The organism is Tolumonas lignilytica, assembly GCF_000527035.1.
Lineage (GTDB): Bacteria > Pseudomonadota > Gammaproteobacteria > Enterobacterales > Aeromonadaceae > Tolumonas > Tolumonas lignilytica.
Genome location: NZ_AZUK01000001.1, coordinates 683,536 through 703,211 on the forward strand (window position 1 = coordinate 683,536; position 19,676 = coordinate 703,211).

18 protein-coding genes are annotated in these 19,676 nt (G+C 47.0%); 6 read left to right on the top strand and 12 right to left on the bottom strand.

Annotated elements, in window-relative coordinates:
- Nucleotides 1–61 precede the first annotated feature (61 nt).
- The 3 genes from H027_RS0103160 to ttcA all read left to right on the top strand — a co-directional run bounded on the left by H027_RS0103160 (nt 62) and on the right by ttcA (nt 2,821).
- Nucleotides 62–820, top strand: a complete 759-nt coding sequence (locus H027_RS0103160; protein ID WP_024871086.1) for an FNR family transcription factor — start codon at nt 62–64, stop codon at nt 818–820.
- A 113-nt stretch (nt 821–933) separates the two neighbouring features.
- A complete protein-coding gene (uspE, locus tag H027_RS0103165; RefSeq protein WP_024871087.1) occupies nt 934–1,842 on the top strand; it encodes a universal stress protein UspE in 909 nt (302 codons plus the stop codon).
- A 70-nt stretch (nt 1,843–1,912) separates the two neighbouring features.
- Nucleotides 1,913–2,821, top strand: a complete 909-nt coding sequence (ttcA, locus tag H027_RS0103170) for a tRNA 2-thiocytidine(32) synthetase TtcA (RefSeq protein WP_024871088.1) — start codon at nt 1,913–1,915, stop codon at nt 2,819–2,821.
- A gap of 62 nt (nt 2,822–2,883) precedes the next feature.
- Here ttcA and H027_RS17420 read toward each other — a convergent pair whose 3' ends face one another.
- The 3 genes from H027_RS17420 to H027_RS0103185 form a co-directional block, all read right to left on the bottom strand.
- Nucleotides 2,884–3,690: a glucosaminidase domain-containing protein gene (locus tag H027_RS17420; protein ID WP_152536687.1), complete on the bottom strand. Its 807-nt coding sequence runs from the start codon at nt 3,688–3,690 to the stop codon at nt 2,884–2,886.
- Between the two features lie 258 nt (nt 3,691–3,948).
- The gene (gene lpxM / locus H027_RS0103180; protein ID WP_024871090.1) at nt 3,949–4,893 is read right to left on the bottom strand and encodes a lauroyl-Kdo(2)-lipid IV(A) myristoyltransferase; all 945 of its coding nucleotides are present in this window, start codon (nt 4,891–4,893) and stop codon (nt 3,949–3,951) included.
- 130 nt (nt 4,894–5,023) lie between these two features.
- Nucleotides 5,024–6,019, bottom strand: a complete 996-nt coding sequence (locus H027_RS0103185; protein WP_024871091.1) for an adenosine deaminase — start codon at nt 6,017–6,019, stop codon at nt 5,024–5,026.
- 323 nt (nt 6,020–6,342) lie between these two features.
- Here H027_RS0103185 and asnB point away from each other — a divergent pair, with 323 nt between their 5' ends.
- The 3 genes from asnB to H027_RS0103200 all read left to right on the top strand — a co-directional run bounded on the left by asnB (nt 6,343) and on the right by H027_RS0103200 (nt 9,173).
- Nucleotides 6,343–8,013, top strand: coding sequence for an asparagine synthase B (asnB, locus tag H027_RS0103190; RefSeq protein WP_024871092.1), 1,671 nt, complete (start codon nt 6,343–6,345; stop codon nt 8,011–8,013).
- 96 nt (nt 8,014–8,109) lie between these two features.
- The gene (locus H027_RS0103195) at nt 8,110–8,481 is read left to right on the top strand and encodes a CidA/LrgA family protein (RefSeq protein WP_024871093.1); all 372 of its coding nucleotides are present in this window, start codon (nt 8,110–8,112) and stop codon (nt 8,479–8,481) included.
- Nucleotides 8,478–9,173, top strand: coding sequence for an LrgB family protein (locus H027_RS0103200; protein ID WP_024871094.1), 696 nt, complete (start codon nt 8,478–8,480; stop codon nt 9,171–9,173). The genes H027_RS0103195 and H027_RS0103200 overlap by 4 nt, the downstream gene beginning before the upstream one ends.
- Before the next feature lie 45 nt (nt 9,174–9,218).
- Here H027_RS0103200 and H027_RS0103205 read toward each other — a convergent pair whose 3' ends face one another.
- The 9 genes from H027_RS0103205 to ltrA form a co-directional block, all read right to left on the bottom strand.
- On the bottom strand, nt 9,219–9,416 hold the full coding sequence (locus tag H027_RS0103205; RefSeq protein ID WP_024871095.1) for a DUF4250 domain-containing protein: 198 nt from the start codon (nt 9,414–9,416) through the stop codon (nt 9,219–9,221).
- Between the two features lie 81 nt (nt 9,417–9,497).
- A complete protein-coding gene (gene hemH, locus H027_RS0103210) occupies nt 9,498–10,475 on the bottom strand; it encodes a ferrochelatase (protein WP_024871096.1) in 978 nt (325 codons plus the stop codon).
- A gap of 97 nt (nt 10,476–10,572) precedes the next feature.
- The gene (gene adk / locus H027_RS0103215; protein WP_024871097.1) at nt 10,573–11,217 is read right to left on the bottom strand and encodes an adenylate kinase; all 645 of its coding nucleotides are present in this window, start codon (nt 11,215–11,217) and stop codon (nt 10,573–10,575) included.
- A gap of 133 nt (nt 11,218–11,350) precedes the next feature.
- Nucleotides 11,351–13,252: a molecular chaperone HtpG gene (gene htpG, locus H027_RS0103220; RefSeq protein ID WP_024871098.1), complete on the bottom strand. Its 1,902-nt coding sequence runs from the start codon at nt 13,250–13,252 to the stop codon at nt 11,351–11,353.
- Between the two features lie 111 nt (nt 13,253–13,363).
- Nucleotides 13,364–13,966, bottom strand: a complete 603-nt coding sequence (gene recR / locus H027_RS0103225; protein WP_024871099.1) for a recombination mediator RecR — start codon at nt 13,964–13,966, stop codon at nt 13,364–13,366.
- Between the two features lie 85 nt (nt 13,967–14,051).
- Nucleotides 14,052–14,384 carry a YbaB/EbfC family nucleoid-associated protein gene (locus tag H027_RS0103230; RefSeq protein WP_024871100.1) on the bottom strand — a complete coding sequence of 111 codons (333 nt, stop codon included), beginning with the start codon at nt 14,382–14,384 and terminating at the stop codon, nt 14,052–14,054.
- 32 nt (nt 14,385–14,416) lie between these two features.
- Entirely contained in the window at nt 14,417–16,666 is a 2,250-nt protein-coding gene (dnaX, locus tag H027_RS0103235) for a DNA polymerase III subunit gamma/tau (RefSeq protein WP_024871101.1), read from the bottom strand.
- A 17-nt stretch (nt 16,667–16,683) separates the two neighbouring features.
- Nucleotides 16,684–17,229, bottom strand: a complete 546-nt coding sequence (gene apt, locus H027_RS0103240) for an adenine phosphoribosyltransferase (RefSeq protein ID WP_024871102.1) — start codon at nt 17,227–17,229, stop codon at nt 16,684–16,686.
- 222 nt (nt 17,230–17,451) lie between these two features.
- Entirely contained in the window at nt 17,452–19,167 is a 1,716-nt protein-coding gene (gene ltrA, locus H027_RS0103245) for a group II intron reverse transcriptase/maturase (RefSeq protein ID WP_024871103.1), read from the bottom strand.
- Nucleotides 19,168–19,676 lie beyond the last annotated feature (509 nt).

Below are 19,676 nucleotides of genomic sequence, written 5' to 3' on the forward strand. Positions count from 1 at the left end.
CCCAAAGCACCCCAATTAATGATATATTTTTGACTAATATCAAATTTCAAATAGCGTCAAGATGATCCAGGACAAAGCAAAAGCAAAAAGACCTCCATCATGTGGCGGCGCCATCCATTGTCATGATTGCAGTATCAGTCAACTCTGCATCCCTTTTTCGCTTAACAATTCTGAATTAGACCTTCTTGACTCCATTATCGAGCGAAAAAAACCCATTCAAAAAGGCGAAACGCTGTTCAAAGCCGGAGATGAGCTAAAGTCCTTATTTGCTATCCGTTCTGGAACTGTTAAGTCATACACCATTACTGAACAAGGTGATGAACAAATTACGGGATTTCACCTTGCAGGAGATCTGGTGGGGTTTGATGCAGTAACCAGGCAACACCACCCTTCTTTTGCTCAGGCTTTAGAAACTTCGATGGTCTGTGAAATTCCTTACGAAATTTTAGATGACCTTTCCGGCAAAATGCCGAAGTTGCGTCAGCAAATCATGCGTCTGATGAGTAGTGAAATCATCGGTGATCAAGAAATGATTTTATTGCTCTCTAAGAAAAATGCAGAAGAGCGTCTAGCCGCCTTTCTAAACAGCCTATCCAATCGTTTTTCACAGCGTGGTTTTTCTCCTCGCGAATTTCGGCTCGCAATGACACGTGGCGATATCGGTAATTATCTGGGGCTTACAGTTGAAACTATCAGCCGCCTGCTAGGTCGCTTCCAGAAAATCGGCTTAATAAAGGTCAAAGGTAAATACGTAACCATTCTTGACCCCATGATGCTGTCTCAAATTGCAGGTTCAGCCGGAAATCAAACAAGCGAATAGTTGCTGGGAATAAATAACTTACGGAGTATGCTTGATCTAACGTTTATCTCGCTATAAATCGACTACGCTGAATGTAGTAATCATAGCAATATCGTTACCCCAAGGAGGCTCCTATGATTAAATATCGGAATATCCTGGTCGTAATCGATCCCACCATGCCTGAACAACCTGCATTATTGCGCGCGGTGGAACTGGCCAGGTTAGAAGATACAGCCCGCATAAAAGTGTTTCTTGCGATTTATGATTTTTCGTATGAAATAACATCCATCCTATCTAATGAAGAACGCGAAGAAATGCGGCAAGGCGTGGTAAGCCATCGCCTGGGCTGGCTTTCTGGAATGATCAAGCCTTATCAAACCGAAGGTTTTGAAATTGAACCTAAGGTGATCTGGCATAGTCGGCCTTTTGAATGTGTACTTCAGGAGGTTAAGGATAACGATCACGATTTGGTGATCACCAGTGCTCACCACCATTCTTTGCTGAAATCCTTCATCTTCACCCCTAGTGATTGGCATCTATTACGCAAGTGCCCTTGCCCGGTACTGGTTACCAAACAACACGGCTGGCCAACTGGCGGTAATATTCTGGCTGCAATCAATATCAGTGATGAACCAGAACAAATGGCACTGAATGAACGCATCATCCATGAGGCCAAAGTCATTGCGCAGTTAGTTAAAGCCAACCTCCATTTGGTTAATGCGTTTCCTGCTCCTATTGTGAATATTGCATTAGAGTTACCCGGTTTCAGCCCCGAGTTATATAGCGATGCGATGCAGCAACATCACCAAACAGAAATGGAAGAATACGCAAGGAAGTTCGACATACCACCTGACTGTATCCACATCGTTGAGGGTATGCCAGAGGATGTATTACCCGAATTAGCTCAATCGTTGGATGCTGAACTCACCATTCTGGGTAGTGTAGGACGTACGGGCTGGTCTGCCGCGTTTATCGGCAATACTGCTGAGCGTGTAGTGGACAGTATTCAGGGAGATTTACTGGTCGTGAAAGCGTACGAATAATATTACTTTACTTGCTCCAAAAATGACGGCCGCTATAATTGCGGCCTGTCTTTTTGGGAATTCCGCAACGATGCAAGATCTTTCTGCCAAGCAACAATACAACAATAACAAACTACAAAAACGTCTTCGCCGTCATATCGGTCAGGCTATTGCCGATTACAATATGATCGAAGATGGTGATCGCGTAATGGTTTGTTTATCCGGTGGGAAAGACAGCTTCGCTATGCTGGATATCTTGCGCAATCTTCAAGCCAGTGCGCCTATTCATTTTGAGATTATTGCGGTCAATCTGGATCAGAAGCAGCCTGGATTCCCACCAGAAGTATTACCCAATTATCTCGATAGTATTGGTGTCGAATACAAGATTGTAGAAGAAGATACCTACTCTATCGTGAAGGAAAAAATTCCAGAAGGTAAAACAACGTGCTCTCTATGCTCTCGGTTACGTCGAGGCATCTTGTATCGTACGGCCAATGAACTGGGTGCAACCAAAATTGCGCTAGGCCACCATCGCGATGACATTCTGGAGACATTAATGCTCAACATGTTTTATGGCGGCAAGTTGAAGGCTATGCCTCCGAAATTGGTCAGTGATGACGGGAAACATGTTGTCATTCGACCATTAGCTTATTGCCGTGAAAAAGATTTGATCCGGTATGCCGAATGGAAGGCTTTTCCAATCATTCCGTGCAACTTGTGCGGTTCACAAGAGAATTTGCAGCGCAAAGCCATGAAAGAGATGCTGAATGACTGGGATCGTCGTTTCCCAGGACGTGTCGAAACAATGTTCAATGCAATTCAGAACATTACGCCCAGTCATTTGATGGATCATAACCTGTTTGATTTCAAAGCAATAAATCGTCACAGCGGTGTGATTGATGGAGGCGATATTGCATTTGATAAACAAGATATCCCAGCCGTCCCCCAATCATTAGCAATTGAATCGGATGATCAGGTGGAAATTATCGAGTTGAGCTAAACTCTTTCGCTAGCCATAAAAAAAGCGCCAAATCTTTTGGCGCTTTTTTTATGATACACAGATTAATCATAACGACGAATGTTAGAACGTGTTCCTGTTACTGACCAATATTGTTTATTGGCCCGAATCATCCCTTGGATACGCTTAACATAACCATCGCCCAGTGTAGAATAACTTCTCAGACCTTTCGCCAATACAACGGCATCCATCGGCTGTTCGTTCGCTCTCATATCGGCTCTAAGCTCTCGAACTTTGCTATAGGCGGGATGCGAATTCAGATTCTGCATATATGCCCGAACAGCCATTTCCGGTGAGCTGAAACGTTCAGCTCTTACCACATTGGAACGATAAGGCGTTACACCACAACTAGCACTTTGACAAAAATGGCCAAAGTAATTGTTAGATTTTCTAGCCAGACGAGATGTTCCCCAGCCTGACTCTGCTGCCGCCTGACTTAAAACTAATTCCGGCGGTAATATATCAACACGAACCAGCAAGCGATCAATGTCATCGCTTGGGTTATCAGTCAGCTCCTGACGGTATTGGTTAGCCACATCCTGTAACCAGGAGAGCTGACCATCAGATAACAATATTCCATCATTCAACTGCTGCTGCAATTTTTCCAACTGTTTGCGTTGAGTCAGGATGTCTGATGAGACCTGTTGATAGGACGGCAGTAGATAGGCGACAAAAGCACGCTTACGTTGTTCAGCGTCTTTGATCGCATCAAAATCAGGAACGCTTTGCTCCTGTTCTGCCATGAGTGACGTAGATTTTACAGACTCTAAGTTGTCTGCACTATTTACTGTCAGGGGTAGCAGAGCACTTAATACTCCACACACCAGAAATAGCCTGGCAAATAACTTCATGCAACGATGCTCCCAGAGTTTTTCAGCTACCGAAAATGGCGCTGATTCACCTGATTGAAATAAACCGCTCCTTTGCGGCACTACGCTCCTTCGTAGTTTTTATCAGTTAATTTGAACAAGTAATGCTCACTATAGCATCGCTTTAATAAAAATCGCAAATTTTTTGGTTTTACCGAGAAAATAGGCACGTTTAATGCGTGTATGAAAACGTATCCATATTGCACAATAAACGATCACGCATCTGTATAAAAAATCATGTTATTCAGGGCGATACGAACGTTCACTGCCATCAGGCATTGAACGAAAATATTTCAAAAACCACATGTATTGTGCTGGATGATTTTTGAGCAGCATTTCAATCTCGGCGTTCATATAACGGACATCGTCCATCAGATCAGACGTCGGATAGGGCTCCATTGCTGGCCGTATTTGTAATTCATAACAATAGGTTGATTCGTTGTACGTCGCCAATACGGGCAACACAATGGCACCGGATAATTTGGCTAATTTAGGTAACGCGGGTAATGTCGCTTTAGGTACGCCAAACAATGGCACAAACACACTGGCTTCGTGCCCATGATCTTGATCGGGTAGATAGAAGAAGTGATAGCCATTGCGCATATCTTTGATAATAGGTTTAAGTCCGGCGCTGCGTTCATACACCTTCCCGCCAAAACGTACTCGCTGACGATTCAAAAACCAGTCATACACGGGATTACGTGCACTGTGCATCATGGTGCACATGGGCAATCTCACACCAGTGAAATAAAGCCCACAGGCATCAATGGTCCAGGTATGCGGGATCATGAAAATGATCGGTTTGCCTGACTGCAGGGCTGTTTCAACATGTTCCCAACCGTTGGCTTTAATACGACGAAGGAACATAGATGCAGGTAAAAAGGTCGGCTCACCCAATGCGAAAAATCCTTTCAAACCAATGCAGATACTACGATATAACATCGCCTCCCGTTCAGCCTGAGTTAATTCGGGAAAACACAACTTGATGTTAAGACGTGCGGCATAACATTGCTTGGCTGAAAATCGGAGTAATAAATTGGCAAAAGATGCCGCTAGCGCATCTCGCAAACGAACAGGAAGCCAAGCCAATAAAGCCAATAGCCCAATACTGAACCATGTTGGCCAATAGCGTGGATGTAATAATGAGACAGAGAGTTTATGGTCTAATGCGGGGTCTTTGGTCATTTTAAATCTAATCAAATCGATATACTGGCACGCATAATAGAAAAAATTTACTCATGCGTCATCGATCTGACGAATAGAAACGACGATGCGTACTATCCCTGTACGCAAAGAGACTCAATGCTGTGAGTGTTCAGACATAGGCCAGGATACGATTACGTAACACTTCTTTCTCTTTTTCCGGTAACCAACAAGCCTCAACACTGTTTAATGCCAAACGACGTAACTGTTCTTTAGATGCCATCAGGGCGTCAGCCAAAGCCTGATAGTTTTCATTCATATATCCACCGAAATAGGCTGGATCATCTGAATTCACCGTGACACAAACACCTTTATCCAACAAATCAAGAATATTGTGATCTGCCATCGAATCAAAAACACGCAATTTTAAATTCGATAACGGGCATACGGTTAACGGTATACGTTCAGCAACCAGACGCGCCACCAGCAACGGATCATCGACACAGCGAACACCATGATCAATGCGTTCTGTTTTCAGCACATCCAGCGCATCCCAGATATAACTGGCAGGCCCTTCTTCACCCGCATGTGCAACGGCCCGGAAACCTAATTCACGAGATTTGGCAAATACGCGAGCAAACTTTTGCGGCGGGTTCCCCACCTCTGATGAATCTAAACCGACACCATCAATCCATGCTTTGAACGGCAACGCTTTTTCCAGCGTTTCAAATGCCGACTCTTCGCTGAGATGACGCAAGAAACACATGATCAGACATGAACTGATCCCCAGCGTTTTCCGACCAGCAACCAGCGCAGAGTGAATACCACCAATCACCGTGGCAAAATCAATGCCCCGCTCCAGATGTGTTTGTGGATCGAAGAAAATCTCTGTGTGCATGACACGGTCCTGACGGCAGCGCATCAGATACGCCCAAGTCAGATCATAAAAATCCTGCTCGGTTTGCAACACCCCCGCACCTTGGTAATAAAGGTCTAGGAAGGATTGGAGATTAGAAAAATTATACGCAGCACGTAAACTGTCTACGTTAGCATACGGTAGTGTTATTCCATTTCGCTCAGCCAAAGCAAATGTCAGTTCAGGCTCTAACGTACCTTCTATATGTAAATGCAATTCAACTTTGGGTAGCCCCGCAATAAATGACTCCACGCCATAGCCCTCCTGATTAAGTGTATCGGGTGTAATGAAACTGATTCAGACACCGAAAACAAGAGTTCAAAGTGAAAAAAGTCTTGTTTTCCTGATAATTCGATATTTAAAGCAGTTTCCCGCCTGTTTTGTGCAAAGAAAGTGAGTGAATGCAGGAGTAATGGTATAGTCATGGAAAATCAGAGTTGTAAAATCGAAGAAAAAGCCAGCTAATGCTTTAACTATTCAGTTTTATACTTGCAGGATCAGCCCTCTCTCTGGCAAATTGATTGTTCGGTCGTAATGGCCTGCGTGGGGCCCTATTATTCGAGGAAAAAGGAAGTATGTGTTCGATATTTGGTATTCTGGACATTAAATCCGATGCTGGCGCACTGCGCAAAACAGCACTGGAAATGTCTAAGCGTCTGCGTCACCGTGGTCCAGACTGGTCCGGCGTGTACAGCAGTGACAAAGCTATTCTGGTTCATGAACGTCTCTCCATCGTTGATCCAGGTAATGGCGCGCAACCTTTATATAACCCTGAACACACCCACGTATTGGCCGTTAATGGCGAGATCTATAATCACAAAGATCTGCAAAAAAATCTGACCGTTGATTTCAAATTCCAGACTGGTTCTGACTGCGAAGTTATTCTGGCGCTCTATAAAGAAAAAGGCCCAGCCTTTCTGGATGACCTGAGCGGTATTTTCGCTTTTGCACTGTATGATGCAGAACAGGATGCGTACCTGATTGGTCGTGACCACATGGGGATCATTCCTCTGTATACCGGTCGTGATGAACACGGTAACTTCTACGTTGCCTCTGAAATGAAAGCACTGGTTCCTGTTTGTAAGACCGTCGCTGAATTCCCACCAGGACATTTCCTGTGGAGCAAAAACGGCCCAGAGCCAACCCAGTATTACACGCGTGACTGGATGGAATTCAGTGCAGTAGAAAACAATGTCACTGACAAACTGGCACTGCGTGATGCGCTGGAAGATGCCGTAAAACGTCAGCTGATGTGTGACGTGCCGTATGGCGTACTGCTCTCCGGTGGTCTGGATTCATCCGTTATCTCTGCAATCACCAAACGCTTTGCAGCTCGTCGCGTCGAAGACGATGGTAAATCTGAAGCCTGGTGGCCACAACTGCACTCATTTGCAGTAGGTCTGGAAGGCTCTCCTGATTTAGCAGCTGCACGTAAAGTGGCTGATGCACTGGGCACCATTCACCACGACATCCACTTCACCGTGCAGGAAGGTCTGGATGCCATTCGTGATGTGATTTATCACATCGAAACTTACGATGTAACCACCATTCGAGCTTCCACCCCAATGTATCTGATGGCGCGTTTCATCAAAGCCATGGGTATCAAGATGGTACTGTCAGGCGAAGGTTCTGACGAGCTGTTTGGCGGTTACCTCTATTTCCATAAAGCGCCAAACGCCAAAGAGTTCCACGAAGAAACCGTGCGTAAGCTGAGCCAGCTGCACATGTATGACTGCCTGCGTGCCAACAAGTCTATGGCAGCATGGGGTGTCGAAGCGCGTGTACCGTTCCTGGACAAAGAGTTCATGGATGTGGCCATGCGTCTGAATCCGAAAGACAAAATGTGTGGTAACGGCAAGATCGAGAAACACATCGTTCGTGAATGTTTTGAACACTATCTGCCGAAAGAAGTGGCATGGCGTCAGAAAGAACAGTTCTCTGACGGTGTTGGTTACTCCTGGATCGACAGCCTGAAAGCACTGGTCGAACGTGAGGTCAGTGACCAGATGATGGAAGCAGCAGCTTATCGCTTCCCAATCAACACACCACTGACCAAAGAAGCCTACTACTATCGCTCTATCTTTGAAGAACACTTCCCACTGGAATCTGCAGCACTGTGTGTTCCTTACGGCAAGTCTGTCGCATGTTCAACACCGGCAGCACTGGAATGGGATGCGAAGTTCAAAGAACTGGCTGACCCATCAGGTCGTGCGGTACTCGACGTACACAACGACTCACTGAAATAATTTCAGACCAAGACCCGCTCCGGCGGGTCTTTTTTGCTGCCCACTTTGTTCTGTCGTGATAAAATGTGATTTACATCCACTTTATCCCAATTATTCATGTCTGCTATTCGCTTTGTCTCACACCGGATACTGCGTATTACTCGTGATTTTCTGGTGATCCTTGCCTGTTTTCAGGCTGGTAAGGCCATTTCTGCCATCTTGCCTTTTCGTTTCCCTGACAGCATCCTTGGAATGTTATTGCTGTTTTTGCTGCTGAATCTGCAAATTGTCAAACTTCGCTGGATTGAAATGGGTGCCAGCATTTTATTGAAACACATGGCTTTGTTGTTCATTCCGGTTGCCGTTGGACTGCTGGGTTATATGGATACCTTCATGAGCGCCCTTGGCACCATTATGTTTAATGTCTTTCTGGGTATTGTGTTAATTGTGTTCGTTGTCGGACGGTTATTTCAAAGGATGAACCAATGATGTTATATCTGGCCCTGCCGCTGACTATCTTGCTTTACTGGTTGACTCGTCAGCTCTACCAACGCATTCCGTTGCCATTTATCAACCCATTGTTAATCCCGATGGTTGCACTGATGTTGCTGCTGCACTTTGGGCATATACCACTCCAACAATATATGAATGGTACCTGGATCATTAACTGGCTGTTAAAACCTGCTGTCGTCGCCCTCGCCTTGCCGCTCTATCAACAGATGATTCACATCAAGGCCAAAATCAAACCCATCATGATTTGCTGTTCGCTCTCTGTGGTGATCAGTATTCTGACCAGCATGGTCATTTGCCGGATCATGGGGATCGACGAAGCTATTACCCGCAGCATTGCCACTCGCTCAATCACGACCCCGTTGGCAATGAGTGTCAGTGAAAGTCTGGGTGGAATACCGTCGATTGCGGCAGCTATTGTGGTGATTGTCGGTATAACAGGTGCGGTGATCGGTTTCCCACTGCTGAAATTGTTTGGGATCACCGACCCTCAGGCTCAGGGGCTCGCTATGGGGGGCTGTTCACATGCTATCGGCACTGCTGCCGCAGCAGAGCGAGGAGCGACAGAGGGTGCGTTCTCTTCTCTTGCTTTGGTCGTATGCGGGATTCTGACTTCACTCATTGCCCCACTGATGTTTGCCATCTATGGAGCTATTTTCGGCATACATTAAAGGCGGTATTAAACCGCCTTTAACTTTAATCCATTGATTTGATGTTCAGTGGTTAGCTTTAAACTGATTACTCATTTCGTCGTAATGGTAACCAATAGTGGACATTTTCTGACTCAGTGCATCCTGCGACATATCGTAACGCAATAATAATTCACCCAGATCAGCACATTCCAATCTCAGTTTTTCATTTACGATGCCAAGTAAAATATTGGCGTCCATTCGTTGATAAGCACTTAGATCCATCGTCGTTCTCCTGACTAATCAACCACCACAGAATAACTATAGTGTGTTAATCGAGTGATACTGTGTGCTGGATAGAATTTTTTAATTCAAACCCGAGCTCAACCACTGCTGGCACAGGGCTGCAAGAGTCTGTATATACTGTGGCGCTGCATTCAGTGCTGGGATATAACGAAAAAAGGAGCCGCCCGCATGCATGAAGGTTTCTTTTCCTGCCACAGCGATCTCTTCCAACGTTTCCAGACAATCGACGCTAAATGCCGGACAAACCACATAAATACGTCGATTCCCCTGAGCAGGTAACTCTCGTAACAGTGTATCTGTATATGGCCCAATCCACTTCTGTTTACCAAATCGAGACTGGAAACTCAGATGCCACTGGTTTGCTGACAACCCTAAAACTTCAGCAACCAACTTTGCAGTTTCCTGACATTGTTGGGGATAAGGATCACCTCGCAAAGCATATTGTTCCGGTATCCCATGAAAAGAAAACAACAAAAGATCATCAGGATGCGTTAAAAAACCTTCTCGCCGGATAGAGTCAGCTAGTGCGCTGATATAGCTGGCATGTCGATAATGCTGATCAATGAATGTATATGCGGGAACCTGATGCTCTTTAGCGATAATTTGAAACCAGGCATCAGACACACTAGCCGAGGTAGTAGAGGAATATTGTGGATACATGGGTAATAATAAAACACGAGTTATACTCTGAGCTTTAAGACGCGCCCAGGCATCTTGCAACGATGGCTGGCCATAAGTCATTGCCAATTCAACCACCGCAGTTTCCCCTAGCAAAGCCTGTAAGGCTTTTTGCTGCTGCTGACTATATACCAACAACGGAGAACCTTGTTCTAACCAGATTTTCTGGTAGGCATCTGCAACTCGTTTACAGCGTAAAGGCAATACGATCCCATTCAATATGGGCCACCACAACAGATGAGGAATGCCCACTACCCGTTTATCCATCAAAAATGCTTGCAGAAAAGCCCGCACACCCGCCGGTGTGGCTTCAGACGGTGTTCCTAGATTGACCAGAATAATACCTTGCTTCTCTGTCATGGTTTTTCCTTTTTCCTCTCAGCCATAAAGTATAACGCCCGAACCATTGCTGGTACGGGCGTTATAACTAAATCGATCAGATTTTTTAAACAATCAGTTAGCCTAACAATTCAGCCAACTGTTTGCTCACAGCCGCGACTTGTTGAGTACCATCGATTTTGTTGTAACGGGTACGACCCTGTTCCGCTTCATTTTTGTAGTAACCAACCAATGGCTCGGTCTGTTGATGATAAATATCCAGACGTTTACGTACGGTGGTTTCTTCATCATCAGGACGGATAGACAAATCTTCGCCGGTGACGTCATCTTTACCTTCCACTTTAGGTGGATTAAAGACCACATGATAAACACGGCCTGAACCAGCATGTACGCGACGACCGCTCATACGTTTCACGATCTCTTCGTCCGGTACATCAAACTCCAGCACGAAATCCACCGCGATACCCGCATCTTTCATCGCATCCGCCTGTGGAATGGTGCGCGGGAAGCCGTCCAGCAGGAAACCATTTTTGCAGTCTTCCTGGGTAATACGTTCTTTAACCAGGTTGATAATCAATTCATCAGAAACCAACTGACCTGCGTCCATTACTGCTTTTGCCTGCAGTCCCAGCGCGGTGCCCGCTTTGATTGCAGCACGCAGCATATCCCCGGTAGAAATCTGTGGGATACCATATTTATCCATCAGGAACTGTGCCTGAGTGCCCTTCCCTGCGCCTGGTGCGCCTAGCAGAATGATACGCATATCTATTTTAGCCTCTGTGTCAGAAAACCTTACTTAGGCCGCAAAAATTACACGGTTTTGCGTCATTCCTCAACCTTTTCACCCAAACAAAAGCCGTGACAGGCACGGCTTTTGAATATTGGAAGTAATTAAATTAACCCAGCAACAATCGGTTCATTCGTGCCACGAAACTGGCCGGGTCTTGCAACCCACCCTGTTCGGTCAGTTGCGCCTGTTCCTGCAACAACATCGCCCACTCTTTGAAACGGATTTCATCCTGTTCATCAGCGATATGACGGATCAACGCGTGGTCCGGATTCACTTCCAGAATATATTTCTGTTCTGGCACGGGTTGTCCGGCTGCCTTCATCAGCTTCATCATCTGGCTGCTCATACCATGCGCATCGGTGACCGCACAAACTGGTGTTTCGGTCAGACGATGTGATACACGAACATCCTGCACTTCGCTGCCCAGCGCTGATTTCAGGCGCTCAATCAGACCTGCGTTGGCTTTAGTCGCATCTTCCTGCTGCTTGCGGCTTTCCTCGTCTTCCAGATCGCCCAGTTCCAGATCACCACTGGTGACAGAGATCAGTTTTTTGCCATCAAACTCTGAAAGATGATTCATCAACCATTCGTCGATACGCTCCCACATCAGCAGCACTTCAACGCCTTTCTTGCGCAGCAATTCCAGATGCGGGCTATTTTTCGCTGCCGCATAGCTGTCTGCGATGATGTAGTAGATCTTGCTCTGACCTTCCTTCATGCGGGCAACATAGTCGGTCAGGCTAACCGTCTGAGCATTGCTGTCATTTTGTGTCGAAGCAAAGCGCAGCAGTTTGGCAATCTCTTCGCGGTTGGCGTAATCTTCCGCCGGGCCTTCTTTCAATACGTTACCGAACTCACCCCAGAATTTCTGGTATTTTTCAGCATCGTCTTTCGCCATCTTCTCCAACATGCTCAATACACGCTTGGTACAGGCTTTACGTAACTGTGCGGTGATCTTGTTATCCTGCAGGATCTCGCGAGAGACGTTCAGAGGCAGATCGTTAGAATCCAGTACCCCTTTCACAAAACGCAGGTAAGTCGGCATGAACTGTTCCGCGTCATCCATGATGAATACGCGTTGTACATACAATTTCAGACCGTGTTTCTGTTCACGATTCCACATGTCCCACGGTGCGCGCGCCGGAATATAGAGCAGACTGGTATATTCCATGTTGCCTTCAACCCGGTTATGCGACCAAGTCAGCGGCTCTTCATAATCATGAGAAACGTGCTTGTAAAACTCTTTATACTCTTCTTCTTTGATTTCTTTAGCCGAACGGGTCCAAAGTGCAGTAGCTCGGTTCACCTGTTCCCAGGCACCTTCTGTCGCAGGCTTGTCTTCGCCCTCAGCCGCTTCTGGCTCTTTCCACAGTTCAACCGGGATGCTGATGTGATCTGAGTATTTACCGATGACAGAACGGAGCTTCCAGTCATCCAGAAACTCTTTTTCTTCTTCACGTAAGTGGAGAATAACGTCGGTGCCGCGGGTGTCTTTCGTCACATCGGCAACGGTGAAGCTGCCGTCACCGGTAGACTCCCAGCGAACGGCACGATCGGCAGTTTCGCCCGCAACACGGCTGATAACAGTTACTTTATCCGCCACGATGAATGCAGAATAGAAACCAACACCAAACTGGCCAATCAATTGCGAATCTTTCGCTTGATCACCGCTTAGGTTCTGGAAGAAATCTTTTGTACCGGAACGTGCAATGGTACCCAGATGCTGGATAGCATCATCACGGGTCATCCCGATACCATTATCAGAAATCGTTAATGTGCGTTGCTCTTTATCAATCAACAGACGGACATGTAATTGACCATCGTTTTCATACAGATTCGAGTCAGACAGTGCTTTAAAACGTAACTTATCAGCGGCATCTGCTGCATTCGAGATCAGTTCACGCAGGAAAACCTCTTTGTTGGAATAGAGGCTATGTGCCATCAGGTTCAACAGTTGTTTAACTTCAGTCTGAAACCCATGGGTTTCCATATGAACAGTTTCGGTCATCTTGCTTTCCTTGATTTACGGGGAAGTTGTTACTATAGAAAGCAAGATGGGGATGATTAATGCGTTTTCAAGTCAGAAAAACAGGTTGGCGTAGCATATTGAAATAAAAGGCTACTCTAATGGACGACGACCACTTAAAGAGTGTGACAATGTCGTTCCATCGACTAACTCCAGCTCACCGCCGACCGGCACGCCATGCGCAATTCGGGTGACTTTCACCTGATACCGTTTGGCCATACTGGCAATGTAAAAGGCCGTTGCATCGCCTTCAATCGTTGGGTTGGTCGCCAAAATTACCTCTTGCCAGTCATCGGATTGCAGCAGTTCATCCAGTTTATCCAGCCCTAACTCTTTCGGGCCAATGCCGTCCAAAGGCGATAAGTGTCCCATCAATACAAAATAGCGACCGGAATAAAGATGCGTTTGTTCGATAGCCGCCACATCAGCCGGTGTTTCAACGATGCAGAGCTGACCATTTTCAGCACGTTTGGGATTGGCACAAAGATCACACACGGTATTTTCGGTGAAAGTACGGCAATGCTGGCAATGGCCGATTTCGGTCAGTGCCCGTTGCAACGTTTGCCCTAATTGCAAACCACGTTTGCGTTCACGTTCCAGAAGCTGAAACGCCATTCGTTGTGCAGATTTAGGCCCGACACCGGGTAACACTTGCAGCTCACGGATCAAAGAATCAAGTAACGGGCTAAACTTCATGCGTGACTCATCCACCTAACGAAAAAACAAAACAGGCCGAGTTTAACACTACGGCCTGTCTGACACGAAGATCGCGTTGATTCGATCAAAATGGCATTTTAAAGCCAGGTGGTAATTGCATACCCCCGGTGATTTCAGCCATTTTAGCTTTGTTCTGTTCTTCTGCACGACGGACTGCATCGTTGAAAGCCGCCGCGATCAGATCTTCCAGCATCTCCTGATCATCGTCTTGTAACAGGCTCGGATCAATAGCAACACGACGAACGTTATGACTGCCGGTAATGGTAATTTTAACCATGCCCGCACCGGATTCACCGGTCACTTCCATTTTGGCAACTTCTTCCTGCATTTTCTGCATGCGCTCTTGCATCATCTGCGCCTGCTTCATCAGATTACCCATTCCACCTTTACCGAACATGTTTCCTCACTAATCTCTATCTGGTTATGATTTCAATCCGCTTCATGACCAGAAGCGGTGGTTTCTATTTTTAGTGGTTGAATACTACCATCATCCAGCGTGGCACCAAACCGTTGCTGCAAAAACTGTACGTTAGGATCTGACTGGAATAACAATTCAGCATCTTGCTGTAACCGAACACGCTCTTGCTGTTCAATCTCTGCTGGGCAAGGCAATGAAAGTTGCGCGACCGGTTCAACCTGAACATTAATAGGTTGAGGTAATGTCGCGGAAAGTGCTTCCGCCAGCTCCTGAACAATACGCGATTGAGCGAGATGCCGGGCTTCATTGCGAATTTGTAAATGCCAGCGATCGGGCTCTTGAGACGTTACGATAGCTTGCATGGCCAGTTGTCGAACCCGACCACCAACAGGCAACTGAGCCACAGTTTGTGCCCATGCATCCTGACTGCGCAACAACAGCTCATTACTACGCCATACCGAATCGTCATTTTCATCCAGCTCAGGCAAACGGGCTGTCGGCGCTGTGGTGACAGTTGTTGCCATCGCAGGCACAGTATTTATCTGACGGGGCGGAACTGTACGCGATGGTGGCGCTGCCGCGACCATAGCTGTCGGATTATCAGCAGGAATAAACGAATCCTGATAAGCATCTAACGGGGGCAATTCCCAAGGCGGCAGATCATCCTGTGCGGATGGAGGCAGATTACCACCATTCGGCAGAACAATGGTATCAGGTTGTCTCGCAACCTCATGGCTTGAATCAGCAACCGCAGAAACCGGAGTCTGTGGTTGCCGAACCGGAGCAACCACGGGGGTAATATGACTTTCAGTTTGATTCTCGGCCTGCTGGCGCCGACTGCGTAACTGATTTCGCAAGCGCAAAATATCTTGCACCCCTGACTGTGAGCGCTCTGATTCTGGCATCACAGGAGCAACTGAAGAATTCGCCGACTCCTGATTCATCGACGGAGCCCTTGCTGGCATTTGCTGTTCAGCCTGAGCCATCAACTCCGCTTGTTCCTGACGTAATTTGGCTTGCATAGCCAAATCATCATCAACCATCGGTTGTGTAATTTCTGGTACCGCAGCACTCAGAGACGGCATTGTTACAGCAGTCTGAGATACAGGTGCTGATTGTGCGGGCTCTTTTGTCCTGACGGGAGAAATAACAGGCTGAGAATAAGTCTGGGTACCCTCACGCGGCGCAAAAGCCAGCATCCGCAAGAAAGTCATCTCTAAAGCACTACGACCATCAGGGGCCAGAGGCAATTCTTTCCGCCCTGTCAGTGCTATCTGATAATAGAGTTGAATTTCCTCCGGAGGCAATTGCTCAGCCAACTGCTGCAGTGCTTGCACGTCCTCCGCACCTGGCTCGGTGTGCTGTCCCAGCAGTTGCCACATGGCCGTGCGATGTAACAGGCTCGCCAATTCAATATGTAATTGATCATAATCAGGAGCCAGTTCAGCCAACTCGCCAATTTGTTGCATCAATGCTGCACCATTGCGGGCTGCCAGCAACGACAAAAGCTGATGCAATTGTCGATGATCTAATGTCCCCAGCATTTGCTGCACTGTATCGGCATGCAATATTCCGTTGCCATACGCGATGGCTTGATCACTTAAACTCAGAGCATCTCGCATACTGCCTTGTGCGGCTTTAGCCAGCAGACCCAACGCTTCCGGCTCAAACGTTAACTGTTCAGCCTGCAGAACTCGTTGCAGCTGATCGATAATTTGCTGACGGGTTAATGCCTTAAGGTGGAATTGCAGACAACGGGAAAGAATAGTGACAGGCAACTTCTGGGGATCAGTCGTCGCCAGCAAAAATTTTACATGCTCCGGCGGTTCTTCCAATGTTTTCAGCAGTGCATTAAAGCTATGGCGAGACAGCATATGCACTTCATCAATCAGATAGATTTTGAAACGGCCACGGGCTGGTTTGTATTGCACATTATCCAGCAGATCACGGGTATCTTCGACTTTCGTACGCGAGGCCGCATCAATTTCCAACAAATCAACAAAATTACCCTGTTCGATCTCCTTACAGGCACTGCACTGACCACAAGGCCGAGAGGTGATGCCTGTTTCGCAGTTCAAACATTTGGCAAGAATACGCGCGATCGTTGTTTTCCCGACTCCGCGCGTGCCGCTAAACAGATAGGCATGGTGTAACCGGCCTTGATCCAAGGCATTTGAAAGTGCCTGTAAAACATGTTGTTGCCCCATCACTTCATGAAAGTTACGCGGGCGCCATTTACGTGCAAGAACCTGATATGCCATATCTGCCTGTTTACGGATCAATGTCCGGGAAAATCAACCAGTTTAAGAACGTTAACACCCATTGCCGTCAATCGTTCTTCGCCGCCCAAGTCAGGCAATGAAATCACAAAAGCCGCATGTTCAACAATACCACCCGCCTGACGGATCATCTTGATCGTCGCTTCAACCGTGCCGCCGGTTGCCAGCAAATCGTCAACCACCAGAATTTTTTCACCGGGCTTGATGGCATCACAATGCATTTGCAAACAATCTTCACCATATTCCAACTGATAGCTTTGTTCCAACACAGAGCGCGGTAATTTCCCCGGTTTACGTACCGGAACAAAACCCAACCCTAATGCATAAGCCAGTGGAGCACCAAAAATGAAGCCGCGCGCCTCAGTGCCCACCACCTTATCAAATGACATAGACTGATAGTGTTCTTTCAGCAGTTCAATGGTCTGACGGAATCCCTGAGGGTGTTCAACTAAACTGGTCACATCCCGAAACAGGATGCCCGGTTTCGGGTAATCAGGAATAGTAGCGATACAGGATTTAATGAAATCTAGTGTAGTACGGTTCATGGTCGTGAGTTTCAGAAGATAAAATCAAAACGTGTAGGTTATCAGCCTGCCAATTGAATGCAATGTTTGAACTCGGGATGTGGTTTTAAACGCACAAAAATAAAGCCGCCCGAAGGCGGCTTCACAACAATCAACTAATTTCAGACGAAGTTGGGTAGAGAAGTTACGTTACCGCGTCTTCCCCCCCTAAGAACCGGACTTGCTAGTTTCCCAGCATCCGGCTCAAGCCTTCATAAACACCGATTCAAGATCGGTATCAGCTTTATTACCATCCATTTTGGCATGGTATTGCCGGTGACAATTTGGGTGCAACATAATCAGGTTTTCAGCTTCATCACCACCACCCCGAATCTGGTAGATAAGGTGGTGGAGATCCCACTCCTCATCGTCCCGAAACGGTTGCCCACATAGTGGACAGCGATGCCCTTGCCGCTCCCCGATAAGCCGTAGCTTATAAAACCAGAGTCGATTCTCTTTGAACCGTTGCTGTTGTCGCAATTCAAAGTAGTGCTCATACTCTTGATCGTAAGGATTAGCCCCGCTTTTTACCTTCACATGCCGCTTGATGACTGTTTCGTTGGCTTGCACCAAATAGTTCATCCCCTCCTCCGGGTTTTCTCCGCAAAACACCCAACTCCTGTTGTCTCGACTGCCGAAATACTTTTCAGCTATCCAACAACGTGATTTGTTGTGGTGTCTGCGTTTTGACCATCTCCATAGCATTTGCCAGATTTGATGATCGATATAAGAGAACACTTCCGATGACACCACATGCCTGTGATAGTTAGTCCATCCTCGAATTTTCGGATTCAGGTGCTGAACTATCAACCAGGCAGGAGCCATTTTGTTACAACGAAGTACTTCTCTGACCTTGTTCAAGAACGTCAAGACGTTCTTCTTACTTGGTTTGATCAGTAACTTACCGTTGTACTTACGGACGTTCTGCCCAAGAAAGTCAAACCCATCATCTATGTGTGTAATTAGCGTTTTTTCCGCTGATAACTCTACTCCCCGTATTTTGAGAAATGATTCAATACACGGTTTTACTATTGTTTCTAGGAGCTCTTTGGAGCAGCCAGTAACAATAAAGTCGTCTGCGTAACGCACATAGTTGAGTTGAAGTTTGCGTTGCTGATACTGGTTTTTCGCCAACGTCAGCAATTTATTCTCCAATCCGTCTAACACCATGTTGGCAATAACCGGTGAGATAATCCCACCTTGTGGTGTGCCAGCATTAGTATCAAACAGTCTGCCTTTCTCCATGTACCCGGATTTTAGCCATTTACGAATCACTTGCCTGTCCAGTGGGACATGTTTAATGATCCATTCATGGCTGATATTGTCAAAGAACCCCTTTATATCACCTTCCAGTACCCATTGGGCTCTGTCCGATTTAGCTAGCACGGTGAAACATTGTGCTATCGCGTCAGCGGTAGATCTATGAGGTCGAAAGCCATATGAGTTTGGGTCTCCCGTAGTTTCCGCCACCGGTTCTAGCGCTAGCAGATAAAGTGCCTGCATTGCTCGATCCGTCATGGTTGGTATACCAAGTGGACGGCGTTTACCGTTACTTTTCGGGATATATACCCGTCTGAGCGGCCGAGGGTGATACCCTGTTCGCGTCAGTCTTCCTATGGCTTGCCATTTGCAGTTGGGAGTACTCCAAATTTCCCCATCTACCCCGGCAGTCCGTTTACCTCGATTTTCGGTAACTCGTTTCACAGCCAATGCACGCGCTGCAAACGAGCGCACTAACAGGCGTTGTAATTGTTTCACTCGTCGCCATTGTTGGTGCTTAGTTGCCTCTGCGATCCGAACCTGTAGCCCCCTCACCTGCCGATGTACCTGACGCCAGTTGATACTGTGCCAGTCAGTCGGGTGTGAGGATGCAGGTACGGCCAGAGTTGCAGCTTGCGCCGCTGGTTTGACTGCACTCATCTTGCTATCCTCCGAAGTGCTTTGTGTTAGAAAGCACCCCAGCGGAGCAAACAGATCTTTCCCCTTACGGGGAGAGCTTGTCGCCCCGTAAGGGTATCGAGAGGAGGTGTTGCAGCACCTTCTCTCATCTTTCTTGAAGTCACGTTGGACGCTTTACACGCCATCACGCAGTTGAAGACCAATGGGACGTCAGCTCCCTTTTCAGGTGCGGCATGTTGACCGCTATCCGATCCGTTACGATCGGCGTTTGCTTCTTCCCACTTCCCTTGCCCGCTACTACATCAGTTCACCTTACGGTTTACCTGCCCACGGGATATTGCTACGGGCGCAGCAACGGGGTTGCCGAGTTCCGTGTATACGAATGATTGCTCATTGCCTTAGGTGCCACCTTTTCCCCGATAGCCGTTATGTCAGCGTGACCCCATCTAATAGAGGATCAACCGGCTATGTACCGTTTTGGCTTCGGCGTATCAGCATCTTGCGCCGGATTACAATAACGAGGTTTATTA